Source organism: Streptomyces sp. NPDC126503 (assembly GCF_040302405.1).
Taxonomy (GTDB): domain Bacteria; phylum Actinomycetota; class Actinomycetes; order Streptomycetales; family Streptomycetaceae; genus Streptomyces; species Streptomyces gulbargensis.
The window spans coordinates 113083-137333 of the sequence record NZ_JBEORS010000001.1 but is presented as its reverse complement, the minus strand read 5'-3'; the positions used below and the strand labels follow the sequence as shown (position 1 = coordinate 137333).

23 protein-coding genes are annotated in these 24251 nt (G+C 74.7%); 9 read left to right on the top strand and 14 right to left on the bottom strand.

All coding sequences use genetic code 11. The features are described from left to right. Window positions 1–12: 12 nt before the first annotated feature. The gene (locus ABTY40_RS00730) at window positions 13–951 is read right to left on the bottom strand and encodes an SGNH/GDSL hydrolase family protein (protein WP_352057530.1); all 939 of its coding nucleotides are present in this window, start codon (window positions 949–951) and stop codon (window positions 13–15) included. Between the two features lie 259 nt (window positions 952–1210). Here ABTY40_RS00730 and ABTY40_RS00725 point away from each other — a divergent pair, with 259 nt between their 5' ends. Continuing rightward, window positions 1211–1705 carry a DUF3145 domain-containing protein gene (locus tag ABTY40_RS00725; RefSeq protein ID WP_345283581.1) on the top strand — a complete coding sequence of 165 codons (495 nt, stop codon included), beginning with the start codon at window positions 1211–1213 and terminating at the stop codon, window positions 1703–1705. Window positions 1706–1779: 74 nt separating this feature from the next. Here ABTY40_RS00725 and fabF read toward each other — a convergent pair whose 3' ends face one another. The 5 genes from fabF to fasR all read right to left on the bottom strand — a co-directional run bounded on the left by fabF (window position 1780) and on the right by fasR (window position 6683). Next, complete coding sequence (fabF, locus tag ABTY40_RS00720) at window positions 1780–3042, bottom strand: beta-ketoacyl-ACP synthase II (RefSeq protein WP_352057529.1); 1263 nt, start codon at window positions 3040–3042, stop codon at window positions 1780–1782. A gap of 79 nt (window positions 3043–3121) precedes the next feature. Further along, a complete protein-coding gene (locus ABTY40_RS00715; RefSeq protein ID WP_309052053.1) occupies window positions 3122–3388 on the bottom strand; it encodes an acyl carrier protein in 267 nt (88 codons plus the stop codon). A 56-nt stretch (window positions 3389–3444) separates the two neighbouring features. Then, window positions 3445–4476 (bottom strand): ketoacyl-ACP synthase III, encoded by a 1032-nt coding sequence (locus ABTY40_RS00710; RefSeq protein WP_352057528.1) that lies wholly within the window; start codon window positions 4474–4476, stop codon window positions 3445–3447. Between the two features lie 18 nt (window positions 4477–4494). After that, a complete protein-coding gene (locus tag ABTY40_RS00705) occupies window positions 4495–5412 on the bottom strand; it encodes an ACP S-malonyltransferase (protein ID WP_352057527.1) in 918 nt (305 codons plus the stop codon). Window positions 5413–5501: 89 nt separating this feature from the next. Continuing rightward, complete coding sequence (fasR, locus tag ABTY40_RS00700) at window positions 5502–6683, bottom strand: fatty acid biosynthesis transcriptional regulator FasR (RefSeq protein WP_352057526.1); 1182 nt, start codon at window positions 6681–6683, stop codon at window positions 5502–5504. 192 nt (window positions 6684–6875) lie between these two features. On the opposite strand from fasR, the gene ABTY40_RS00695 reads away from it, so the two are divergent. Next, a complete protein-coding gene (locus ABTY40_RS00695; RefSeq protein ID WP_352057525.1) occupies window positions 6876–7550 on the top strand; it encodes a pirin family protein in 675 nt (224 codons plus the stop codon). A gap of 13 nt (window positions 7551–7563) precedes the next feature. Here the strand turns inward: ABTY40_RS00695 and ABTY40_RS00690 are convergent, their stop codons facing one another. Beyond that, window positions 7564–8745 carry a L,D-transpeptidase gene (locus tag ABTY40_RS00690; RefSeq protein ID WP_352057524.1) on the bottom strand — a complete coding sequence of 394 codons (1182 nt, stop codon included), beginning with the start codon at window positions 8743–8745 and terminating at the stop codon, window positions 7564–7566. Between the two features lie 333 nt (window positions 8746–9078). Between ABTY40_RS00690 and ABTY40_RS00685 the strand changes: the two genes are divergently transcribed. The 5 genes from ABTY40_RS00685 to ABTY40_RS00665 all read left to right on the top strand — a co-directional run bounded on the left by ABTY40_RS00685 (window position 9079) and on the right by ABTY40_RS00665 (window position 14758). Further along, window positions 9079–10197, top strand: a complete 1119-nt coding sequence (locus ABTY40_RS00685) for a lipid II:glycine glycyltransferase FemX (protein ID WP_352057834.1) — start codon at window positions 9079–9081, stop codon at window positions 10195–10197. Next, on the top strand, window positions 10194–11876 hold the full coding sequence (gene murJ, locus ABTY40_RS00680; RefSeq protein WP_352057523.1) for a murein biosynthesis integral membrane protein MurJ: 1683 nt from the start codon (window positions 10194–10196) through the stop codon (window positions 11874–11876). Before ABTY40_RS00685 ends, murJ begins: the two co-directional genes overlap by 4 nt. 79 nt (window positions 11877–11955) lie before the next feature. After that, complete coding sequence (locus ABTY40_RS00675; protein ID WP_352057522.1) at window positions 11956–12639, top strand: response regulator; 684 nt, start codon at window positions 11956–11958, stop codon at window positions 12637–12639. Beyond that, window positions 12636–14132, top strand: coding sequence for an ATP-binding protein (locus tag ABTY40_RS00670; RefSeq protein ID WP_352057521.1), 1497 nt, complete (start codon window positions 12636–12638; stop codon window positions 14130–14132). Before ABTY40_RS00675 ends, ABTY40_RS00670 begins: the two co-directional genes overlap by 4 nt. Then, window positions 14129–14758 carry a hypothetical protein gene (locus ABTY40_RS00665; protein ID WP_352057520.1) on the top strand — a complete coding sequence of 210 codons (630 nt, stop codon included), beginning with the start codon at window positions 14129–14131 and terminating at the stop codon, window positions 14756–14758. The genes ABTY40_RS00670 and ABTY40_RS00665 overlap by 4 nt, the downstream gene beginning before the upstream one ends. 36 nt (window positions 14759–14794) lie before the next feature. Here ABTY40_RS00665 and ABTY40_RS00660 read toward each other — a convergent pair whose 3' ends face one another. Next, complete coding sequence (locus ABTY40_RS00660; RefSeq protein WP_352057519.1) at window positions 14795–15628, bottom strand: serine hydrolase domain-containing protein; 834 nt, start codon at window positions 15626–15628, stop codon at window positions 14795–14797. Window positions 15629–15680: 52 nt separating this feature from the next. On the opposite strand from ABTY40_RS00660, the gene ABTY40_RS00655 reads away from it, so the two are divergent. Both ABTY40_RS00655 and ABTY40_RS00650 read left to right on the top strand, forming a co-directional pair. Beyond that, window positions 15681–16100, top strand: a complete 420-nt coding sequence (locus tag ABTY40_RS00655) for a MerR family transcriptional regulator (protein ID WP_352057518.1) — start codon at window positions 15681–15683, stop codon at window positions 16098–16100. Beyond that, on the top strand, window positions 16097–17140 hold the full coding sequence (locus ABTY40_RS00650) for an aldo/keto reductase (RefSeq protein ID WP_352057517.1): 1044 nt from the start codon (window positions 16097–16099) through the stop codon (window positions 17138–17140). Before ABTY40_RS00655 ends, ABTY40_RS00650 begins: the two co-directional genes overlap by 4 nt. Window positions 17141–17196: 56 nt before the next feature. Here ABTY40_RS00650 and ABTY40_RS00645 read toward each other — a convergent pair whose 3' ends face one another. From ABTY40_RS00645 to ABTY40_RS00620, 6 genes are all read right to left on the bottom strand, one after another. Further along, window positions 17197–18393 (bottom strand): acyltransferase family protein, encoded by a 1197-nt coding sequence (locus ABTY40_RS00645; protein ID WP_352057516.1) that lies wholly within the window; start codon window positions 18391–18393, stop codon window positions 17197–17199. Beyond that, entirely contained in the window at window positions 18390–19424 is a 1035-nt protein-coding gene (locus tag ABTY40_RS00640; RefSeq protein WP_352057515.1) for an alpha/beta hydrolase, read from the bottom strand. The genes ABTY40_RS00645 and ABTY40_RS00640 overlap by 4 nt, the downstream gene beginning before the upstream one ends. A gap of 187 nt (window positions 19425–19611) precedes the next feature. Then, window positions 19612–20295 (bottom strand): response regulator, encoded by a 684-nt coding sequence (locus tag ABTY40_RS00635; protein WP_352057514.1) that lies wholly within the window; start codon window positions 20293–20295, stop codon window positions 19612–19614. Beyond that, entirely contained in the window at window positions 20292–21659 is a 1368-nt protein-coding gene (locus ABTY40_RS00630; RefSeq protein ID WP_352057513.1) for a sensor histidine kinase, read from the bottom strand. The genes ABTY40_RS00635 and ABTY40_RS00630 overlap by 4 nt, the downstream gene beginning before the upstream one ends. 397 nt (window positions 21660–22056) lie before the next feature. Beyond that, window positions 22057–22938 (bottom strand): DUF4429 domain-containing protein, encoded by an 882-nt coding sequence (locus tag ABTY40_RS00625; RefSeq protein WP_352057512.1) that lies wholly within the window; start codon window positions 22936–22938, stop codon window positions 22057–22059. A gap of 74 nt (window positions 22939–23012) precedes the next feature. Beyond that, complete coding sequence (locus ABTY40_RS00620; protein ID WP_352057833.1) at window positions 23013–24227, bottom strand: alpha/beta hydrolase; 1215 nt, start codon at window positions 24225–24227, stop codon at window positions 23013–23015. Window positions 24228–24251: the final 24 nt, after the last annotated feature.

Below are 24251 nucleotides of genomic sequence, written 5' to 3'. Positions count from 1 at the left end.
GCCGTGCCGGGGTCAGGGTCCCGTGATCCGCCGGTACGCCAGCTCGGCCAGCCGCGCCTGGCCGTCACGGCTCGGGTGGAACCAGTCCCAGGGGCTCAACTGGGCGCCGTCGAAACGGAATCGGAACACCGCCCCGCCGTCGTACCGGCAGAGCCGGTCCTTCGCGCACACCTCCGCCAGGACCTCGTTGTAGGCGCGCACCCGTTCCTGGACGCGGGCCCTGCGGCGCTCCGCCGCCGGGCCGCCGTCCTGCGGGTCCGCCAGCATCGACCCGCAGACGCCCAGCTTCCACACCTCGCGGGCCATCGGGCTGAGCCGCCCCGTCGACCACAGCCGCATCAGATCGGGCACGCTCGCCACGTACACCCGCGTCCGCGGGGACTCCTCCCGGAGCCGGGCGAGCGCCGTCTCGAAGAAGAAGCGGAAGTCCTCCACGGGCGTCATCAGATCGGGGGTCTTCCGGCAGGCGTCGTTGGCCCCCGTCATCACCGTCACCAGGGCGGGCCGGTGCGCGGCGGCGCGGGCCATCTGCTCGGGGAGCTCCACCATCCGCGAGCCGGACCGGGCCAGGTTCCAGCTGTGCGTGGTCACCCGCGCGGGCCCGAGCAGCCGCAGGGCCAGGCTGTTGACGGCCGGGTCCGTCCCGGTCGCCCAGGAGGCCTCCGGGCAGTCGGCGAGCACCCCGCAGGCGTCGTAGGCGCGCGTGATGGAGTCCCCGACGGCGGCGACGGACACGGGGGAGCCGAGCCAGGGCGCCCGCGCCGGTTCGGGGGGCGGGGAAGCGGCCGCGCGGGGCGCCGGAGCCGTACCCGTGGCGGAGGGCGCCGTACCCGTGACGGCCGCCGGCGGCCGCCCGGCACCGGCGGAACAGCCCGACAGCGTGCCCGCGCCGAGCAGCGTCACCGCCGCGGCGGCGACGGCGGCGGTACGGAAACGGCGTCGGCCGTGCATCCGAGGGCCCCTCCTCCGGCGTCCTGGTGGGTGAAAGCTTCGTGTTCACCCGCCCCCGGACCGACCGTACGTCACCCCGATGACGGTGCGGCACGGTAGCTTTTCCCCCGTCGAACCAGAGGCACCTTGCCGACCGGCTCCGGTAAATTACATCACGTCACATGCTGTCCTAATTTTGATGGTTTGCGAAGCTTCGCGCCTGATGCTGTTTACTGAGGCCGCTGGGAAAGGCGAACCTCGTCCCACACTGGAGGTCCCGGTGACGACACGTGGAGTTCTGTACGTTCACTCCGCACCGCGCGCGCTGTGCCCGCACGTCGAATGGGCGGTGGCGGGCGTCCTCGGTGCGAGGGTCCAGCTCGACTGGATCCGTCAGCCGGCGTCCCCCGGCACCTGGAGAGCCGAGTTCTCCTGGCAGGGCGAGACCGGCACCGCCTCCAAGCTGGCCTCCGCGCTGCGCGGCTGGCAGATGCTCCGCTTCGAGGTCACGGCGGAGCCCTGCCCCACCGCCGAGGGCGAGCGGTACAGCGCCACCCCCGACCTGGGCATCTTCCACGCCGTCACGGGCATGCACGGCGACATCCTGATCCCCGAGGACCGGCTGCGGGCCGCCCTCGCCCGCGCCGCGCAGGGCGAGACCCAGCTGGAGGCGGAGATCGCCAAGCTGCTCGGCAAGCCCTGGGACGACGAGCTGGAGCCCTTCCGGTACGCGGGCGAGGGCGCCCCGGTCCGCTGGCTGCACCAGGTCGTCTGACCCCCGGCCCCCCACACGCCGAAGGCCCGCTCCCCCAGCAGGGGAGCGGGCCTCTCACGCGTGCGCGCCGTGCGTCAGACGGTCCGGAAGGCGAGGACCACGTTGTGGCCGCCGAAGCCGAACGAGTTGTTGATCGCGGCGATCGTGCCCTGCGGCAGCTCACGGGGCTCGTCACGGACGATGTCCGCGTCGACCTCCGGGTCGAGCTGGTCGACGTTGATCGTCGGCGGGGCCAGACGGTGGTGGAGCGCCAGGACCGTCGCGACGGTCTCGATGCCGCCCGCGCCGCCGAGGAGGTGACCGGTCATCGACTTCGTCGCCGAGACCGCGACATGGTCCAGGTCGTCGCCCAGGACCTTCCGCAGCGCCTTGATCTCGGCGACGTCACCCTGCGGCGTCGACGTGGCGTGCGCGTTCAGGTGGACGACCTCGGCCGGCTTCAGGTCCGTCGCGTCCAGCAGGTTCTGCAGGGCGGCGGCGATGCCCCGGCCGGTCGGCTCGGGCTGCGCGATGTGGTGGCTGTCGGCCGACAGGCCCTGGCCGAGCACCTCGCAGTAGACGCGGGCGCCGCGCGCCTTGGCGTGCTCCTCGGACTCCAGGATGACGACACCGGCACCCTCGCCGAGCACGAAGCCGTCGCGGTCGGTGTCGTACGGACGCGAGGCCTTCGCCGGCTCGTCGTTGCTCTTCGACATCGCCATCATGTTGGCGAACGCGGCGACCGGCAGCGGGTGGATCGCGGCCTCGGTACCGCCGGCCACGACCACGTCGGCCCGGCCGGTGCGGATCATCTCGACCGCGTAACCGATCGCCTCGGCACCCGACGCGCAGGCGGAGACCGGGGTGTGGACGCCCGCCCGGGCGTTCACCTCCAGTCCCACGTTGGCGGAGGGGCTGTTGGGCATGAGCATGGGCACGGTGTGCGGGGAGACGCGGCGGACGCCCTTCTCCTTCAGCACGTCGTACTGGTCGAGCAGGGTGGTGACACCGCCGATGCCGGAGGCGATGACGGAGCCGAGCCGCTCGGGCACGACCTTCTCGTCCTCGCCGGCGGGAGCGGTGAAGCCCGCGTCGGCCCACGCCTCACGGGCCGCGATCAGCGCGAACTGCGCCGAGCGGTCCAGCTTGCGGGCGAGCGGGCGGGGCAGGACGTCGGCCGGGTCGACGGCGGCCGTCGCGGCGATCCGGACGGGCAGTTCGGCGAAGCGCTCGCCCTCCAGGGGCCGGACGCCGGAACGCCCCGCGATCAGACCCTCCCAGGTCGATGCGGAGTCGCCACCCAGCGGTGTGGTTGCGCCGATACCGGTGACGACCACGGTGCGATTGGTCGAGCTCACAGGAATTCGTTCTCCATGTGTGTGATGGTCGGAATACGGCGCCACCGCCGGGTGGCTGGCCGGGTCAGCGAGGGCTGGTTCAGCCCTTGGAGATGCCGCCGTCCTGGTGCTTCAGGATGTAGTCGACGGCGTCGCCCACGGTCTTGAGGTTCTTGACGTCCTCGTCCGGGATCTTGACGCCGAAGCGCTCCTCGGCGGCGACGACGACCTCGACCATGGACAGCGAGTCGACGTCCAGGTCGTCGGTGAAGGACTTGTCCAGCTTCACGTCCTCGGTCGGGATGCCGGCGATCTCGTTGACGATCTCGGCGAGACCTTCGACGAGCTGGTCCTGGGTGAAGGCCATGGTGGCGCTCCTTCTGTGGGTTGCTTCGGTAAGGGGCTTCCGGGGATCCGGTGTGCCTAGGGGAGGGTAACGACCGTCGCGGCGAACACGAGACCCGCCCCGAAGCCGATGACGAGCGCGGTGTCGCCGCTCTTCGCCTGCCCGGTCGCCAGGAGCCGCTCCATCGCGAGCGGGATCGAGGCGGCCGAGGTGTTGCCCGTGGTCTCGACGTCACGCGCGACCGTGACGTGCTCCGGCAGCTTGAGCGTCTTCACCATCGAGTCGATGATCCGCATGTTCGCCTGGTGCGGGATGAAGACGTCCAGGTCGTCCGCCGAGATGCCGGCGGCGTCCAGGGCCTGCTGGGCGACCTTCGCCATCTCGAAGACGGCCCAGCGGAAGACCGCCTGGCCCTCCTGCGTGATGGCCGGGAACTTGATCTCGCCCTGGTTGTTCAGCGGCAGCTTCGACACATCGCCGACGTTGAACTCGTTCCACGGCACGGTCTGCTTGATCGTCTCGGACTTGTCGCCCTCGGAACCCCACACCGTGGGGCCGATGTGCGGCTCGTCGGACGGACCCACGACCACGGCGCCGGCGCCGTCGCCGAAGAGGAAGGCCGTGGCGCGGTCCTCCAGATCCGTCAGGTCGCTGAGCCGCTCGACGCCGATCACGAGCACGTACTCCGCCGAACCCTCGACGATCATGCCCTTGGCGAGCGTCAGGCCGTAGCCGAAGCCCGCGCAGCCGGCGGAGATGTCGAACGCGGCCGGCTTGCCGGCGCCGATCTTGTCGGCGATCTCGGTGGCGACGGCCGGGGTCTGCTTGAAGTGCGAGACCGTGGAGACGACCACGGCCCCGATCTGCTCGGGGGTGATCCCGGCGTCCGCGATGGCCTTGCCGGAGGCCTCCACCGACATGGCGGTGACGGTCTCCTCCGGGGACGCCCAGTGACGCGTGGCGATGCCGGAGCGCGAACGGATCCACTCGTCGGACGAGTCGATCCTCTCGAGGATCACCTCGTTCGGCACGACCCTGGTGGGCCGGTAGCCACCGACTCCCAGGATCCGCGCGTACGGGGCGCCCTTGCTGGGCTTGATCTTCGACATGGTTCTCGACACTCCTCGTCAGACGGCCGCGTGCTCGGCGATGAGCGTACGGGCCGCGTCCAGGTCGTCGGGAGTCTTGAGAGCCACCGTGGCCACGCCCGGCAGGGCGCGCTTGGCCAGACCGGTCAAGGTGCCACCGGGGCACACCTCGACCAGCGCGGTCGCTCCGAGCTCCTTGAAGGTCTCCATGCACAGGTCCCAGCGGACCGGGTTGGCGACCTGGCCGACGAGACGGGAGAGCACCTCGGCGCCGGTGGCGACGGCCCGCCCGTCCTTGTTGGAGACGTACGTCACGGCCGGGTCGGCGGGGGACAGCCCGGCCGCAGCCCGCTCCAGCTTCTCCACGGCCGGGGCCATGTGGTGCGTGTGGAACGCGCCGGCCACGGTCAGCGGGACGACCCGGCGGACGCCCTCGGGCTTGTCCGCCTCCAGGGCGGCCAGCTGCTCCAGGGTGCCGGCCGCGACGATCTGGCCCGCGCCGTTGACGTTGGCCGGGGTCAGGCCCAGCTTCTCCAGGTGCGGGACGGTCACCTCGGGGTCGCCGCCGAGCAGCGCCGACATGCCGGTCGGGGTGATGGCGGCGGCCTCGGCCATCGCCAGACCACGGGTCCGTACGAGACGCAGCGCGGCGGTGTCGTCGAGGACACCCGCGAGAGCGGCGGCGGTGAGCTCGCCGACGCTGTGACCGGCGACCGCGCCGGGCGTCACGTCACCGAGGGCGGCGGCGGAGAGCAGACCGGCCGCGACCAGCAGCGGCTGTGCCACGGAGGTGTCGCGGATCTCGTCCGCGCCCGCCTTCGTGCCGTAGTGGACGAGGTCGAGCCCGATGGCGTCGGACCAGGCCGCGAGGCGGTCGGCGGCACCGGGGAGTTCGAGCCAGGGAGTCAGGAAGCCGGGCGTCTGGGCGCCTTGGCCAGGAGCGACGAGTACGAGCACCCTCACACTCTCTCTTGGGGACGGCTCCGGACGCCCGTGGGGACAGGGACGAAGAACCGTCGGGGGAATTGTTGGTGTTCGACAAAAGTCTAGGACTGCTGATCGGCGTCGGCCAAGCGCCCGAGGATGAGCGCGATCCGCAGAGTGAAGGCGGAGCGGACGTCGGAGGGTGACCAGCCGGTGACATCGGTCACACGTCGGAGCCGGTAGCGCACGGTGTTCGGGTGTACGAAGAGCATGCGCGCGGCGCCTTCGAGGCTGCTCGCCTGCTCCAGGTAGACACTCAGCGTTTCCAGGAGCGCCGAGCCTGCCTCCTCCAGCGGTCTGTAGATCTCCTCCACCAACTGCTCGCGCGCGGACGGGTCGGAGGCGATGGCGCGCTCCGGGAGGAGATCGTCCGCCAGAACGGGCCGCGGCGCGTCCTGCCACGCCGAACAGGCCTTGAGTCCGGCCGCCGCGGCCTGCGCGGAGCGCGTCGCCGCCAGCAGGTCGGGGACCACGGGGCCGGCCACCACCGGGCCCTGCGCGTACGGTCCGATCAGGGCCTTCGCCACGGCCAGCGGGTTGTCGTTGCCGCCCGCGATGACCACGAGCCGGTCGCCGAGGACCCCGGTCAGGACCTGGAGCTTGGCGTGCCGGGCGGCCCGCCGGATCGCCTCCACCGTCAGCTCGCTGTCGCCGTCGGGCGCGGTGCCGAGGACCACGCAGACATGCTCGGGCGAGTTCCAGCCGAGGGCCGCCGCCCGTGAGACGGCGCCCTCGTCGGCCTCGCCGGACAGGACCGCGTTCACCACCAGCGACTCCAGGCGCGCGTCCCACGCGCCCCGGGCCTCCGCGGCCTGCGCGTACACCTGGGCGGTGGCGAAGGCGATCTCCCGGGCGTACACGAGGAGCGCCTCGCGGAGCACCGACTCGTCGCCGGGGGCCGCGACCTCCTCGATCGCCGTCTCCATGACCTCGATCGTGGTGCGGACCATCTCGACGGTCTGCCGCAGGGTGATCGCCCGGGTCAGCTCGCGCGGGGCGGTGCCGAAGACGTCGGTCGAGATCGCCTGCGGCGTCTCCGGGTGCCGGAACCACTCGGTGAACGCCGCGATTCCGGCCTGGGCGACCAGGCCGATCCACGACCGGTTCTCGGGCGGCATCGCCCGGTACCACGGCAGCGTCTCGTCCATACGGGCAATGGCGTTGGCGGCGAGCCGCCCGGAGGACTGTTCGAGGCGCTTCAGCGTCGCGGCGTGCGGGTGAGGGGCGTTCACGGGTTCAGACACGGGGACAAGACTGCCTTATCGGGACGCCCCCGTGCGGTGCCGGGGCGCGTTCCCGGGCCGCGCACCGGCGCGGGACCGGCCGGCGGGGCCGCGGAGGTGGTACGGCGCGGGGCCGGTCCGCCGGGGCCGTGCCCCCGCGACCGTCCTCCCCGGCCGCGCCGCCGCCGGGCACCGGCCCGCTACCGTGGCCCCGTGACACGCATCCAGCGCGCCGGTGAGCGGTACCCGGGCGGTGACCCCGGGGCCGGGATCGAGACCCGCCACGCCCTGTCCTTCGGGCCGTACTACGACCCGGACAACCTCCGCTTCGGCGCGCTCCTCGCCGTGAACGAGGAGCGGCTCGCGCCCGGCGCCGGCTTCGACGAGCACCCGCACAGCCACACCGAGATCGTCACCTGGGTCGTCGAGGGGGAGCTGACCCACCGGGACACCACCGGCCACGAGACCGTGATCCGCCCCGGTGACCTCCAGCACCTCAGCTCCGCCGCCGGCGTCCGCCACGTCGAGCGCAACGACGGCGGCGCCCCGCTGGTCTTCGTCCAGATGTGGCTCGCCCCCCGCGAACCCGGCGGCGCCCCCGCGTACCGCGTGGTGCGCGGACTCGGCCCCGCCGACCCGTACGAGCTGCCCCGGGCCGGCGCCCGGCTGCGCGCCCTCCGCCCGGCGCCGGGCGAGCACGTGGTCATCCCGGCGGCGGACCACGTGTACGTCCACGTGGTGCGGGGCCGGGTCCTGATCGGCGCGCAGGAGCTGGGCCCGGGCGACGCGGCCCGGATCAGCGCCGGGGAGGAACAGCGGCTGTCGGCGCCGGGAGGCGCGGAGCTGCTCGTCTGGGAGATGACGGACCCGGCGAGCGGGACCGCCTAGGAGGGGGCACGTTTTAGCGCAGCGCGCTCCTGTCCCGCCACGCCGGCCACGCCACGTTCCACGCCCCGTAGCCGTTGCCCTCCGCGATCACGCCCTTGGTGTCCGCGCCGGTGATCTCGAAGGGGTCGCCGACCCGGACCTGCCCGTAGAAGGAGGCCGCGTCCGCGTCGCTCATGCCGATGCAGCCAGAACTCATGTTGGCGCGGCCGAAGTGGCGCGCGTTCCACGGCGCCGCGTGCGCGTACATCCCGGACCACGTCAGCCGCATCGAGTGGTCGACCATCTTGTCGTAGGCGTCGCCGAGGCCGACCGTCTCCGAGTTCATGTTGATCGTGCCCTCCTTCGCCATCAGGACGGCCGTGCCGCGCCAGGAGCGCTTGTCGCCGCCGGGGGTGCCGCCGGAGACCGGGATCGTACGGACCGGGCGGCCGTCGCGGAACAGGGTGAGCCGCTTGCGGTCGAGGTCCACCTTCACCACCTGCGCGGCGCCGACGGTGAAACCGGTGCGGTAGTCCCGTACGAACCAGCCGTCCCCGGAGTCGGTGCCGTTGAGGTCCGCCTCCAGGGTGACCTTGGTGCCCGGCTTCCAGTAGGCGCGGGGCCGCCAGTCCGCCCGGTCGCGGCCCGACCAGTCCTTCACCCAGCCCCAGGACCCCTCCGTGCCGTTCGAGGTGGTCACCTTCAACTGCCGTTCCACGTCCGCCTTCCGCGTCACCGGCCGGTCGAAGACGATGGACAGCGGATGCCCGACGCCCACCGTGGTGTTCTTGCCGGGCGCCAGCGTCAGCTTGTTCACCCGCTCCGGCTCCGGCGTGGAGAACGAGGACCGGGTCGTGGACTCCCCGCCGTCCGCCGCGCGCGCCGTCACCTCCACCGTGTACGAGGTGCCCGGCACCGCCTTGCGGTCCGACACCCAGCGCGTGCCGCCCGCGGCGGCCCGCCCGGTGAGCGCCCCGCCCCCGGCGTCGGTCACCCGCACCGCCTTCAGGGTGCCGCCCGAGGCCGTGACCGTCACCGGCCGGCCCGCCGCCGGGTCGGCCACCGTCACCTCCGCCGGGGGACCCGACGGCCGCGACGAGGGCGCCGGACCACCGGACCCGGAGGGCCCGCCGGCCGCCTGGGCCGTACAGGCGGTGAGGGAGACGGCCAGGGCGACGGCCGCGAGAACGGGGCGGGACGTGCGTATGGGCAGCACGGAAGACCTCCGCGGTGGGAAGAGGGAAGGACGGGATGTTCCGGACTCTAGGCCGCCCGCGCGGGCCCCGGGCCGTCGCGGGCCCTTGTGACGGGGGCCGGGGCGGAACGGTCACCGTCCCGTCACACGCACCGCGCGGACCGGTCTCATTGCGCTGTGAGCCTGCTGTGCGCCCCGACGACCGAGGGGCGGAACAAGGAGGCTCCCGTTGTGTCAGCGTCGCTTCTCGTGACGGCCGGGCCCGCCGGCCCCCGCGTCCCGGCCGGCTCCCCGCTCCCCGGCGGCCCCGCCGCGCACCCCGCGCCCGCCGGCGGACCGCTCCGGCTCGGGCCCGTGTCCCCGGAGGCGTACCGCGCCTTCCTCACCTCCCGTGCCACCGGGGCGCACGGCCCCAGCTTTCTCCAACTCCCCTCGTGGGCCGGCGTGAAGGACGGCTGGAGCCATCAACTGATCGGCTGGGGACCGCGGTCGGGGGAGCTCACCGGTGTCGCCCTCGTCCTGCTCCGCGCCTTCCCCGGCACCCGCAAACACTTCGCCTACCTTCCCGAAGGGCCCGTCGCCGACTGGTCCGACCCCGACCTCGACGGCTGGCTCGCCCCGCTCCTCGGACACCTCCGCTCGCTCGGCGCCTTTGCCGTCCGCATCGGCCCCTCACCCGCCTACCGCCGCTGGACCGCCGCCACCGTCAAGGCCCGCACCGGCCCCGGCCGGCGGCTCGGCGACGTCCTCGCCGACGAGGTCGACCCGCTCGGCGCCGCCGTCGCCGAACGCCTCCGCGCCCGCGGCTGGAAGCGCTGCGGCGGTGACTCCGAGGAGGGCGCGGACGCCCAGCCCCGGCACGTCTTCCAGGTCCCGCTCACCGGCCGCACCGCCGACGACCTGTGGGCCGGCCTCAACCAGGAGTGGCGGCGCAACGTCCGCAAGGCCCGCAAGTCCGGCGTCGAGATCACCATCGGCTCCGCCGCCGACCTGCCCGCGTTCCACCGGCTGCTGCGCGTCACCGAGGAACGCGACGGCTTCCGGCTCGGCCGCTCCCTCGCGTACTACGAGCGCCAGTACGCCGTCCTCAACGCCGAACACCCCGGCCGGATGCGGCTCTACCTCGCCCGCCACGGCGGCGAGATCCTCGCCGCCCACACCATGATCACGGTCGGCGGGCGGGTCTGGTACCAGACCGGCGCCTCCGCCGACCACCGCCGCGAGGTCCGCCCCTCCAACGCCCTCCAGTGGCACATGCTCCTCGACGCCCACGCCCTCGGCGCCGCCGTCTACGACATGCGCGGAGTACCCTCCACCCTCGACCCGGACGACCGCGCCCACGGGCTCCTGCGCTGGAAACTCGGCACGGGCGGGCAGATCGTCGAAACGCTGGGGGAATGGGAGACACCGTTGCACGGCAGGACCAACCAGGCGCTCCACCGCGCCTTCCAGGCCTATCTGGCCCGCCGATGACGAGCACGCTCACGGCACCCCCGGCCGGCCGGAGAAGCCGAAAAGCGGTCCCCTCCGCCCTGCGCAGCGGCGCCCTCATGGCGGCCGGCTCGCTCGTCTCCCGCGCCACCGGCTTCGTCCGCGCCTCCGTCGTCGCCGCCGCGCTCGGCGCGGGCCTCGTCGCCGACGGGTACGCGGTCGGCAACTCCGTCCCCACCATCGTCTACACGCTGCTCATCGGCGGCGCCCTCAACGCCGTGTTCGTCCCCGAACTCGTCAGGGCCGCCAGGGAACACGAGGACGGCGGAGCCGCCTACACCGACCGGCTCCTCACCGTCTGCGCCCTCGCCCTGCTCGCTCTGACGGCGGGCGCCGTCCTCGCCGCGCCCGCGCTCGTCGACGCGTACACCGACTACACCGGCGCGCAGCGGGACATGACCCTCGCCTTCACCCGCACCTGCCTGCCGCAGATCTTCTTCCTCGGCCTCTTCACCCTCCTCGGCCAGGTCCTCAACGCCCGCGGCCGGTTCGGCGCCATGATGTGGACCCCCGTCCTCAACAACGTGGTCGTCGTCGGCGTCTTCTGCCTCTTCCTCGCCGTCGCCGACGGCGGCGCCCTCACCGCCGGCGAGACCGCGCTCCTGGGCTGGGGCACCACCGCCGGCATCGCCCTCCAGGCCCTCGCCCTGCTGCCCTCGCTGCGCGCCGCCGGCTTCCGCTGGCGGCCCCGCTTCGACTGGCGCGGCAGCGGCCTCACCGCCCCGCTGCGCTCGGCCGGCTGGCTGGTGCTGCTCGTCCTCACCAACCAGGCCGCCTACTGGCTGACCACCCTGCTGGCCACCTCCGCGGGCGCCACCACCGGCGGCGGCTCGGGCCTCGCCGCGTACAACAACGCCTATCTGCTGTGGACCGTCCCGCACGGCATCGTCACCGTCTCCCTCGTCACCGCCCTCATGCCCCGGATGAGCGGCGCGGCGGCGGACGGCGATCTCGCGGCCGTACGCCGGGACATCGGTTACGCGCAGCGCACCAGCGCGGCGGGGATCGTCCCCGCCGCGTGCGCGCTGTTCGCGCTCGCCCTGCCCCTGATGACGGTCGTCTTCCGGTACGGCGAGACCGGCGGTGACGACGTCCGCGCCATGGCCTGGACCCTGACCGCCTTCGCCCCCGGCCTCGTCGCCCTCTCCGGCCAGTACGTGTGCAGCCGCGCCTTCTACGCCCTGCGCGACACCCGCACGCCCTTCCTCCTCAACCTCCTCGTCGCCGGCCTCAACGCCCTCCTGGCCCTCTGCGCCGCCCACTGGCTCCCCCCGCACTGGACCGTCACCGGCATGGCCGCCGGTTACTCCCTGGCCCTGTGGGCGGGCTGGGGCCTCACCGCGTACGTGCTGGGGCGGCGGCTGCGGGATGCGGGTGCCCGCGCGGTGCCTTCCGGTACGGGTGGGGGCCGCGCGCCCGGCCCCCGGGACGCGCCCGACGGCGGGAGCGCGGGCGCCCTCGGACGGCTGCTCGTGGCGGCCGTGCCGGCCGCCGGCCTCGGCCTGTACACGGCCGGCGCGGCGGCACCGGCCGGCGCGCTCGTGTCCGGAGCCGCCGGAGCCCTGACGATCGTGGCGGTCTTCGCCCTCCTCGCCCGCCCGCTCCGCCTCACCGAGCTGAACGCCCTCCTGAACAGGGCGACCGGCCGCCTCCGCCGCTGACCCCACGGGGAGGAGAACGCGCCGCCCTCCGCCCCCGCCCCCCGACGTCCCCTCCTCACCCCCTTGGGATACTGCGCAGATGCCCCGCGTGCTCCTCATAGAAGACGACCCCTCCGTCCGCGAGGGGGTCGAGCTCGGTCTCCGCCGTCGCGGTCACACCGTCCGCACCGCCCCCACCGGCGAGGCGGGGCTCGCCGCGCTCGGGGAGTTCCGGCCCGATCTCGTGCTGCTCGACCTCATGCTGCCCGGGATGAACGGCGTCCAGGTCTGCCACCGCGTCCGGGAGACCAGCCAGCTCCCGATCATCATGCTCACGGCCCGGGGCGACGACTTCGACGTCGTCATCGGCCTGGAGGCCGGCGCCGACGACTACATCGTCAAGCCCGCCCGCACCGAGGTCATCGAGGCCCGCATCCGCGCCGTGCTGCGCCGCATGGAGGAGCCCTCCGGCGGCCGGCCCGGCATCGAGTTCCACGGTGAACTCGCCATCGACCGGGCGGGCCTGACCGTCGCCAAGGCGGGGGAGCGGCTCCCCCTCGCCCCCTCCGAGATGAAGCTGCTGCTCCACCTCTCGGCCGCGCCCGAGCAGGTCTTCAGCCGCCAGCAGCTCCTCGAACACGTCTGGGAGCACAGCTACCACGGCGACGCGCGGCTGGTCGACGCCTGCGTCCGCCGCCTCCGCAACAAGATCGAGGACACCCCCGGCGAACCCCGCTACATCCAGACCCTGCGCGGTTTCGGCTACCGCTTCGGGCCGCTGTGAGGGCCTGCCCGGCCCCGGCGGAGGACGCGGAGCCCCGCCGGCGCCGCCGCGCGCCCCGCCCGCACCCCTTCGGCCTGCGGACCCGGCTCGTCCTCGCCTTCCTCCTCGTCGCGGCCGTCGGCTGCGGCACCACCGCCGCCCTCACCTACCGCGCCGCCCGCGACGCGATCCTGGAACAGACCCAGAACACCGCCGTGTCCGCGTTCCGCGACCAGGTCGACCCGCTCTCGGTCAACCTGCCCGTCGAAACCGGAACCCTGCGGGGCACCCTCCTGAACATCGCCCGCCAGGGCAAGCCCCGCCCCTGGCGGGTCTACGCCGAGTACGGCACGCTCCGCGTCTCCTCCACCGACCGCCCCACCTCCGGCGTCATCACGCCGGAACTGCGGGCCCGCGCCCTCGGCCGGGGCGCCACCCCGCACAGCAGCTTCCAGCGGGTCGTCAAGGACGGCACCCCCTATCTGACCATCGCCGTCCCGGCCGTCTTCCGCACCCACGCCACCCAGGGAACCGCCCAGCCCACCGGCCTCGTCTTCTTCGCCGTCATGGAGCTGGACGAGGAGGAGGCGAACATCGAGGCCATGGTCGCCGCCGCCCGCGACGGCGCCCTCCCGGCCCTCGCCGTCGCCCTGATCCCGGCGCTGCTCGCCGCCCGGAGCGTCCTGCGTCCCGTACGGGAGCTGCGGCGGGCCGCCCGCAGCATGGGCCGGGGCCGGCTCGACACCCGTATCCACGCCAAGGGAAGCGACGAACTCGCCGACCTCGCCCGCACGTTCAACGAGTCCGCCGCCGAGCTGGAACGTTCCGTCGCCGAACTGCGCCGGGCCGAGGCCCGCGCCCGCCGCTTCGCCTCCGACGTCTCGCACGAACTGCGCACCCCGCTCGCCGGCATGCTCGCCGTCACCGAGGTCCTCGACGAGGACGCCGACGCCGGCACCCTCGACAGCGACACCGCCCGCGCCGTCCGCCTGGTCAGCGCCGAGACCGGCCGGCTCGCCGTGCTCGTCGAGGACCTGATGGAGATCTCCCGCTTCGACGCCCGCGCCGCCGAGCTGCACACCGACGAGGTCGACGCCGCCGACTGCGTCCGCAAGACCCTCCAGAACCGGCACTGGACCGATCCGGACCGCGTCGTCCCCCACCTCGCCGAGGGCATCAGGGCCCGCCTCGACCCGCGCCGCTTCGACGTCGTCGTCGCCAACCTCGTCGGCAACGCGCTGCGCCACGGCGGCACCCCCGTCACGGTCCGGGTCTACGCGGAGGGGGACACGCTCGTGACGGAGGTCGCCGACCGGGGGCCGGGCATCCACCCCGACGTCCTGCCGCACGTCTTCGACCGCTTCTACAAGGCCGACCCGGCCCGGACCCGTTCGGCGGGCAGCGGTCTCGGCCTGGCGATCACCCGGGAGAACGTACGGCTCCACGGCGGCACGGTCGAGGCCGCCAACCAGCCCGGCGGCGGGGCCGTCTTCACCGTCAGGATGCCCCGGTGACCCGGCGCGCGCGGGCCGCCGCCGCGGCCCTGTCGGCTCTCGCGGCGCTCTCCCTCACGGGCTGCGGCGTCCGGGGCACCGACGTGGTGGAGGCGGGCGGCCCCGCGACCGTCGCCGTCGCTCCACCCCCCGAGTTCCGGGTGGTGGTCTACTTCCTGGGGCCCGACGGCCACCTCATGCCGGTGTCCCGCGACTTCGATCGCTTCCGTCCGGTGTCCACCGCCGACCCCGGCGGGAGCGCGGGCGGCGCCCGCGTCCCGTACGAGGGCTTCGGCCCGGGCTACGACGTCTCCCCCGACGCCGCCCACCGCGCCCAGGCCGCCACCGACCTGGCCCTGGCCGTGCTGCTGCGCGGCCCGGACACGGCCGACTCCGCCGCGGGCCTGCGGACCGCGCTGCCGAGGACCGGCGAGCGGGCGCGCGTGGAGGAGGAGAAGGCGGGCGCCCCCGACGGGGGCAGGCGCCTGCGGCTGCGCACCCCGTTCCCCGTCACCGGCCTGGCCCCCGAGGCCGTCCGCCAGTTGGTGTGCACGGTGGCGTACGCGGAGGACCCGGCGGCCCGGCCGCAGGTGGCGGTCACCGGCCCGGACGGTGTCCTCCCGCCGGCCCGCTGCGGCGAACTCTGAAACCGGCGGGGCGGGACCGGGCGGAGGGGCGGCGGCTCAGGCGCCGGCGCGCAGGTCGGCCAGGACCGCGTCCGTGAACGGCGGCCAGGCCTCCACCGCCCACGGCCCGAAGGGCCGGTCCGTCAGCGCCACGCACGCCGCGCGCGCGTCGGGGTCGACCCACAGGAAGGTGCCCGCCTGGCCGAAGTGCCCGAAGGTACGGGGCGAGGACGAAGCGCCGGTCCAGTGCGGCGACTTGGCGCCCCGGATCTCGAAGCCGAGACCCCAGTCGTTGGGCTTCTGCTGCCCGTAGCCGGGCAGGATGCCGGTGAGCCCCGGGTACGTCACGGTCATCGCGTCCAGCACCGTCCGCGCGTCGAGCAGCCGCGGCGCCTGCACCTCGGCGGCGAACCGCACCAGGTCGTCCACGGTCGACACCCCGTCCTTGGCGGGCGAGCCCTCCAGGGTGGTCGAGGTCATGCCGAGCGGCTCCAGGACCGCCTGGTGCAGATATTCGGCGAAGGGGATGTCGGTCGCCTTGGCGACGTGGTCGCCGAGCGCCTCGAAGCCGGTGTTGGAGTAGATCCGGCGGGTGCCGGGCGCGGCCATGACCCGGTTCTCGTCGAAGGCGAGACCGGAGGTGTGGGCGAGGAGGTGGCGGACGGTCGCGCCCTCCGGCCCGGCCGGCTCGTCCAGGTCGACGGCCCCCTCCTCGTACGCGACGAGCACCGCGTACGCGACCAGCGGCTTGGTGACGGAGGCGAGGGCGAAGCGCTGCCCGGTGGGGCCGTGGGCCCCGGCCAGGGTGCCGTCCGCGCGGACGACGGCCGCCGCGGCGGTGGGGACGGGCCAGTTCTCGATCGACGCCAGGCTCGGCACGCTGCTCTCCATGGGGCCGAGCCTACTTGCTTCGAGTGCACTCCAAGGTCCTAGCGTGGAGCCCATGAGCGTGATCGCGGACACGAGCAGCCGGGCTCTCCAGGCCCACTACACCATCAGCGAGGTCGCCGCCCTGACCGGTCTCTCCGCGCACACCCTGCGCTGGTACGAGCGGATCGGACTCATGCCGCACGTCGACCGTTCGCACACCGGCCAGCGGCGCTTCACCGAGCGTGACCTGACCTGGCTGGCCTTCGTCGGCAAGCTGCGGCTCACCGGCATGCCGGTCGCGGACATGGTCCGGTACGCCGAGCTCGTACGGGCCGGCGAGCACACCCATCCGGAGCGGCGGGAGCTGCTGGAGACCACCCGGCGCGACGTCCTGGCCCGGATCGCCGAGCTGCGGGACACCCTCGCCGTGCTCGACCACAAGATCGGCTTCTACTCCCACAACGGCACCACCTGCGGGGAAGGGACCTCATGACCGACAGGACCGACACGACCAGCGGGACCGGCAGGATCGACACCGTACGGCTCGGGCAGGACGGCCCCGAGATCGGCGTCCAGGGCTTCGGCGCCATGGGCATCAGCGAGTTCTACGGCGCGACCGACGAGGCCGCCGCCCGCGACACCCTCGACGCGGCGCTGGAGGCCGGCGTCACCCTCATCGACACGGCCGACATCTACGGCAACGGCGCCAACGAGGAGTTCCTCGCCCCGTTCGTCGCCGCCCACCGCGACGAGATCACCCTCGCCACCAAGTTCGCCATCGAGCGCCGCCCCGAGGAGCCGTCCCACCGGGGCATCAACAACGACCCCGCGTACATCAGGAAGGCCGCCGAGGCCAGCCTGCGCCGCCTCGGCGTCGAGACGATCGACCTCTACTACATGCACCGCCGTGACCCGTCCGTCCCGTTCGAGGAGTCGGTCGGCGCCATGGCCGAGCTGGTGAAGGAGGGCAAGGTCCGGTATCTGGGCCTGAGCGAGGTGACCGGCCCGGAGCTGCGCGAGGCGCACGCGGTGCACCCGATCGCCGCGCTGCAGTCGGAGTGGTCGCTGTTCTCCCGCGACGTGGAGCGCAGCGCCGTCGCGGCCGCCGCCGAACTCGGCGTGACCTTCGTGCCGTACTCGCCGCTCGGCCGGGGCTTCCTGACCGGGGCGTTCGCGGACGCCTCCCGCGACCTGGCCGACGGCGACTTCCGCGTCCACCAGCCCCGCTTCACCGGCGAGAACGCGCGGCGCAACGCGGCCCTGCTCGAACCGGTCCGCGCGATCGCCGCCGCCCACGGGGCCACACCCGCCCAGATCGCCCTCGCGTGGGTGCAGCAGCGGTCCGCCGTGCACGGCCTGACGGTCGTCCCGATCCCCGGCACCCGCAAGCGCGCCCGCCTGGAGGAGAACGCCGCCGCCACCCGCATCACCCTCACGGACGCCGAACTGGCCGCCCTGGAACCGATCGCCGCCCAGGTGGCGGGCGACCGCTACCCGGACATGCGGTTCACCTCCCTGGCCCGCGAGGTCTGACCCGGGGGAAAGGGGGCGGGTACGGCGGGGGAGAGCGCCACCGCCGCGCCCGCCCCTCACCCCGTCCCCAGGGCGAAGACCGCGAAGCCCGCCGCCAGCACCCCCGCCAGGGCGCGGCGCCCGGGACCGGTCCGCGTCCACGGGGACTCGAAGGCCCGCGCGTACCGCCCGACGGCGACCAGCAGAGCGGCGAAGACCGGCATCCAGGCGAGGCGGGCCAGGATCCAGCCGGCCGAGTCCGGCGCGCCGACCAGACCGGCGACCTCGCCCGCGTACGAGGCGGGGATCGCCGCCGCCAGCATCGCCGTCTGGTGCCAGCACAGGACCGTCATCGCGGACAGGTTGACCACCACCACCGGCGCCCACAGCGCGGGCCTGGCCAGGAGCCGGCCGAGCCGCTCCCGCAGCAGGATCGCGGCGCCGCTCTGCGTGGCCGCGAGGGCCAGGACGAGCAGCGACGGCGGATGCGAGTTGGTGCGTGCCTCCCCGGGCACACCGACCATCGACATCGGGTAGCCGAAGGCCAGGAGCAGCGTCGCGAACAGGGCGGCCCCGCCGGCCAGCAGCGCCCACGCGTGGCGCCGGCCGAGCCGGCCCTCGCCCCACGAGACGCCCAGCTGATACGCGAACAGCCAGCCCGGCAGGATGGTCAGCAGCCCCAGCCAGGACGGCACGGCGTCGGCGTACGGCCCGTAGCGCAGCAGGTCCACGACGGCCACCGAGCCCAGCAGCGGAGCCGCCGCCCACGCCCCGAGCCGGCGGGCGGCCCGCACGCACAGCGGGGTCAGGGCCGTGACCACCGTGTACACCCCGACGAACCAGAGCGGCTGGACGACCAGCGTCGACGCCGTCCGCAGCGTGTCCACCGGCACCCCGCCGCCGAAGTGGAGCAGCGGCAGCAGCACCGCCCACACGGCCGTCACCCCGAGGACCGGGCGGCCGAGCCGGGCGAGCCTTCCGCCGAGCCACGCGCGCGTGGAGCCCGCGCGCCGCCGGTAGGAGAGGACGGAGGCGTACCCGCCGACCAGGAAGAAGATCCCCAGCATCTGCAGGACCCAGCTGACCGGCGCGAGGCCGGGGAAGGCCGACAGCGGGCTGGCGTTGTGGAGCGCGCCGTCCCCGGAGAGGGTGAAGCCGCCGAGCAGCCAGTGCCCGGTGGGCACGGCGAGCAGCGCGAGGGCGCGCAGCCCGTCGACGGCCCGGTCGCGGTGGGCGGGGGTACGGGCCTCGATCCGTTCCACGAGCCGGTTCACCGCGCACCTCCCGCGCTCCGCCGGGCGGCGCTCACGGGGGCGGGAGCGGTGACGTCCTGCCCCTGGGCGATCGCGGCGAAGGCCCGCAGGGAGCGGGTGCCGGGCGCGCAGTAGCCGCCGTGGCCCGCTGCGTCGCCGGTCGGGACGGGCCGGGCGCCGAACTCCGGATCGGCCGGATCGGTGCCGTGCCCGAGACCGGCGAACTCCACGTTCGGCACCCGGTCGATCCAGTCCGCGGGATCCTTCGCCGCCCACACGCGGGCGGAGGTGCCGAGAGCGGCCGCGTTCGGCGCGCGCATCCCGGGCGAACCGAACACCACCAGGTCCTTCGCCTTCAGCCGGTGCGCCGCCAGGCCGCACACCACGGAGCCGTAGCTGTGGCAGAAGACGGACGGCTCGGCGGCACCGACGGCGGCGAGCCCGTCCGTGAACCGGGCCAGCCGGTCCGCGCCCGCCTCGGCCAGCCGGCCGGTCGCCGCGTCCACGCCCACCCCGACGGGCGTCGTGTACCCGGCCCAGGCGATCACCGCCGTACGCCCGCCGGTCGCCCGGTGCAGGGCCCGCGCCATGTCCGCCAGCGGCCGCACCCGGCCCGCGTCCACGTCGGAACCCGGCACCACCACCGCCACGTGCGCCGCCCGCCGGAGATCCCCGTACACCAGGACGACCTGGCCCCGGCCGCGCGGGTCGTGGGCGAGGACCCGCGCCCCCTCGTACCGGCCCACCGTCGTGGTCCGGGCGTTCGCCTCGTACCGCAGCTCCGGCGGCGCCCCGTCGAGGTTCCCGACGACCGTGGGGTACGTCCGGGCCAACTCCCGCTGCCGTACCGGGCTCAGGCCCGCGAAGTACCGCGCGGCCCCGGCCGGGCTCATCCGCTCGGGATCCGGCAGCCCCGCCGCCCGCCACGCCTGCGTCCCGGGCGGCGCCCCGGTCACCGGCACCTGGCCCTCCCCGGACACCCACCCGGCCGTCCCCGCGACCACCGCCCCCACCAGGGCCGCCGTCATCAGGGTCCTCGTCAAGCGGCGCATCGGCCCGCCCTCCCTCGTTCGCGTCGTGGACGGGAGGAAGGTAGGAACGGGACGGGCGGCGGCACGTCACGCCGGAGAGCCAACTCCCCTGCGATACCGGGGTAGGGGGTGGACGAGCGGCCAACCCCCGCCGGAGGGTGGGGCTTTCCCCCGGCCCCGGACGCTCACGCCCCGGGGGAGGGGAACGTCAGCCCGGCGCTCCGGGGGTGATGAGCCCCGACTCGTACGCGAAGATCACCGCCTGCGCCCGGTCGCGCAGGTCCAGCTTGGCGAGGACCCGGCCGATGTGGGTCTTCACCGTCTGCTCGGCCAGGACCAGGCGGGCCGCGATCTCCTGGTTGGACAGGCCCCGGGCGATCAGCTCCAGGACCTCCGTCTCGCGCGGGGTGAGACCGTTCAGGCGCAGCGCCGTCGCGTCCCGGCGCGGGGCCGGCCGGGAGGCGGCGAAGTCGGCGATCAGACGGCGGGTGACGGACGGGGCGAGCAGCGCCTCGCCGGCCGCCACCACCCGCACCGCCCCGATCAGATCGGCCGGCGGCGCGTCCTTGAGGAGGAAGCCGGACGCGCCGGCGCGCAGCGCCTCGTACACGTAGTCGTCCACGTCGAAGGTCGTGAGCATGAGCACCTTCGGGCGGTGGACCACGCCCGCCGGCGGGTGCAGGATCTCCCGGGCCGCCGCGAGCCCGTCCAGCTCCGGCATCCGGACGTCCATGAGCACCACGTCGGGGTGGGTGGAGCGGGCCACCTCGATGCCCTGGCGGCCGTTCGGGGCCTCGCCCACGACGTCGATGTCGGACTGGGCGGCGAGCAGCGCGGCGAACCCCGCGCGCACCATGGCCTGGTCGTCGACGATGATCACGCGGATCGTCACGCGGTGTCCTCGCTGTCGGTGAGGGGGGTCGGTGCCGTGCCGCCTCCCGGGGCGGCGCCGGGGGGACGCAGGGGCAGCCGGGCCGCGACCCGGAAACCCCCGTCCGGCAGCGGCCCCGTGTCCAGGGAGCCGCCCGTCAACCGTACGCGCTCCCGCATGCCGATCAGACCGTGCCCGGTCCCCGTCGCACCCCGCTCCACCGCCGAACCCGGCTCCGCCGACGGCCCGTTGACGACGAGCACCGAAAGCCAGCCGTCGTCCGAGGCCCGCACCGACACCCGGGTCGCGGCGCCCGGCGCGTGCCGGACCACGTTGGCGAGGGCCTCCTGCACGATCCGGTACGCGGACAGGTCCACGGCCTGGGAGACGTCCCCGAGGTCGGCGGAGAGGGCCAGTTCGGCCGGCACCCCGGCCCGTACCGTCGCCTCCACCAGCTGCTGGAGCCGGTCGAGGCCCGGCTGCGGGGTCAGCTCGCCGCCCTCGCCGCCGTCGCTGCGCAGCACCGAGAGCAGCCGCCGCATCTCGGCCAGCGACTCGCGCGCGCTCGCCGCGATCGACCCGAACTCCTCGCGGGCCGCCTCGGGGAGGCCGGGGATGCGGTACGGCGCCGAGTCCGCCTGCACGGTGATGACGGACATGTGGTGGGCGACCACGTCGTGCAGCTCCCGCGCGATCCTCGCCCGCTCCTCCAGGAGCGTGCGCCGCGAACGCTCCGCCTCGCTGATGGTCTCCTGCTCGACGAGCCGCCGCTGCGCGTCGCTCCGGGCCCTGATCGCGGAGGTGAGCAGCAGCAGGACGCCGCTCAGGACGAGGAGCAGCGTGTGGAGGGTGGTCCGGCCGCCGGGCCTGAGGGCCTCCAGGGCGTATCCGGCCGCCCCGGTCGCCAGCCACACGCCGAACAGCGCGCGCCGCGACTCGCGCAGCCCGAGCGCGACCATCAGCGCGCAGTAGCCGATGACCAGCGGCGGGGTCCAGGGCCAGAGGTGCGCGCGCGACCCGTCCGAGGCGAGCGTCACGAGCGCGCCGAGCACCGCGCCCGCGAAGACCACCCACCAGGCCTGGAGGGGCCGGGAGACCGCGAGCAGCAGCGGCGCGGTCTGCGCGGTGGCCACGGCCCCGGCGAGGGCGCCGTTCACGCCGTAGTCCTGCGTCAGGAGGTGGACGGTGACGGGCAGCAGCGAGGCCACGAGGGCGAGCCCGACGACGTACGGCAGCAGGCGCACCCACCGGGACCCGGCCCCGCCGAGCAGCGGTTCCCCGGCCGCCGCGGGTGTGGTGAGCGCGCTCCCGAGCCCCCGCAGCCCCTCCCGCGCCCTCGCCCCGAACCGTCGCAGAGGCGGCTCCCGCCGCGTTTCGTTCCCCATGACGCGCCAGCCTAGGCAGCCCGCCGCCCGGGAACGTCATACCGGGGAGCGGCCTCCGGCCCGCTACCGGGGTATGACCCGGGAGCGGCACGGACGGCTGGTGCCTGCCGGGCCGCCCTGTCCGGCGGGGCCGTCCGTGCGGTTCGGCTCTTCGGGCCACCGAGCCGCTCCGGCCCACCGGGCCCGCGGGGTCGCAACCGGGCCTCGGGTTCTGCGGGCCTGGGGTCGGCCGGGCCCGCCGGGTCGTACCACCCTCTGGTCCTGCGGCCCCGGGTCCTGCCGGCCCCGGGCCCCCGGCCCTCGGGTCCTGCAAACCCCCGGCCCTCGGGGCCACCCGGGCCTACCGCCCCCGCGCCCACGGGCCACTCCGGCCCCGGCCGCGCCCCGCGTCCCGCTCTCAGAGCTCCGCCAGGAGTTCCGCTTTCTTCGCCGTGAATTCCTCGTCCGTCACCAGTCCCGCCCGGTGCAGTTCCCCCAGGTGCCGAATCCTTTCGGCGACGGCTCCGGGGTCACCGGAGGCCCCGGCCCGGCCGAGGGCGGGCGCGCCGGCGGCCACGGGCGCGCGGTCCGGGCTGGTGCGGATCGCCGCGAGGACCGCCGCGGCGAAGGGAAGGGACTCGTGGACCGGCCCGTAACCGAGGCCGAAGACGACGGACGCCGGGTCGTGGTCGGGCTGGGCGGCCCGGGGCTCGCCGCCGCGGGGCAGCAGCCGCAGGTAGCCGTCGAGGACGTCGGGGGAGCGCCACTCGACCCCGCTGAGCTCCCGTACCGAGAAGGTCTGGTCGCCGGCCTTCCACTTCTCCGACGACGCGCCCGTCCAGAACCAGCGGAAGGAGACCTCCGCGCGCCCGTCGAAGCTGGCCTTGCCGTCGTACGCCTTGAAGGACTGCGGCCCCGAAGGCGCCGCCACCAGGAAGCGCTCGGCGGGCTCGCGCCCGGCGTCCGGCGCGAGGACCCCGCGCAGCTCGTCGCGGTAGTACTCGGCGAGCGTCTCGCGGTCCGCCGGCAGCACCAGCCGGTACGGGTCGCTGCTCTCCTTGAGCTGCCCGGCGGCGGCCTCCATCAGCGGATCGGCCCCCGGGCGCGGCACGGCGTGCAGCACGACGGTGCCGCGCTTGCCGGGCGTGAGCGTCACGGAGGCCAGCGCCTCGTGCGGTACGCGCCGTTCGCGCAGTGCCTGGAACAGCTTCGGCGTGCGGATCCCCCGTTCGAATCGGATGACGAGGGCGTCGCTCTCGAACTCCCAGGTGGCATGAATTCCGGCCAGCACATCACCCATACGCCTCATCGTATGCGGCGCGTGCCCGCGCGTCGCCCCTCCGAAAGGTCCCGAAATTCTGTGATCTACGCGCGTCAGAGCCCTTCCGTGCCGAAGATTCCCTCGTGGCAAGCGCGGTCGGCATGTGCACAGACCAGCCGTTCGTACGCCCCCACCCCTATGGCCGCCAAGTTGCCGAGGCTCTCCGTGCCCGGCTCGAAATAACCGCTGTGCCCGGCCGCGCCAGCCGCCGACAGGAGCCGCGCGCCGAACTCCGGCTCCGCCGGGTCCGCGCCGTGCCCGATCCCGCCGACCTCCAGATGCGGCACGTCCCCGATCCAGTCGTCCGGGTCCCGCATCGCCCAGACCCGCGCCGGGGTGCCGAGGTCCTCGGCCCGTTCGGCCCGCATGCCGGGGCTGCCGGCGACGGCCAGGTCGGTCACCCGGCCGGGCAGCCGGGGCGCGGCGATCCCGCAGAGGACGGAGCCGTAGCTGTGACAGAACAGCGCCACGCGCGCGTGCCCGGGCAGTGCCGAGGTCAGGGCCACCAGCCGTTCGGCCCCGTGGGCGGCGAGGCGGCCGGTGGCGGCGTCGACGTTGACGGCGGCGGGGGCGGTGTAGTCGGCCCAGGCGATGACCGCGATCCGCGCGCCGGGCGCGGTGCGGCGCTCCGCCTCGTACAGGGCGCGCGCCATCCCGGCCGGGGCCCCGTACCGGTTGTGGGTCTTCTGGAAGGTGAGGAGGTTGGTGTCGACGCCCGGGACGATCACCGAGATCCGCTCGGCCCGCTCCAGGTCGCCGAGGACTTCGGCGGTGCGGCCCGTACCCGTCGGGTCGAAGGCGAGGACCTGGCGCTCCGGCCGCAGGAGGGAGGTGAACCGGTGGACCCGCCGCAGGGCCTCGTGCCGCCCCTCGGCGGTGAGCCGGGGGTCGTCCACCCGGCCGCGTTCGGCGGCGAGGGCGCGGGAGAGGGAGATCCGGTTGGCGCGGTAGCGCAGGGCGGCGGGGGCGCCGTTGAGGTTGCCGACGACGAGCGGGTGCCGGGCGGCGAGCCGCTCGGCCCGGTCCGGCCCGAGGCGGGCGAAGAAGGCGGCGACGGTACGGGGCGGGGCGCCGGCCGGGTCCGGCAGCGGGCGGCCGTCGATCCGGTCCCGCTCCCAGGCGGCGAGCGCGGCCTCGCGCGGCGGCCCCGGCAGCGGCCGCTGCCGGACCGTGGTCCATCCGCTCGTCGCGAGGAGCAGCAGGACGATCCCGAGCGCGAGGACCGCCCGCGTCACGCGGGTCGCGGGAGGGGCGCCCGGCGCCTCCACCGCCCCGGCGGCGGGTTCCGGTGC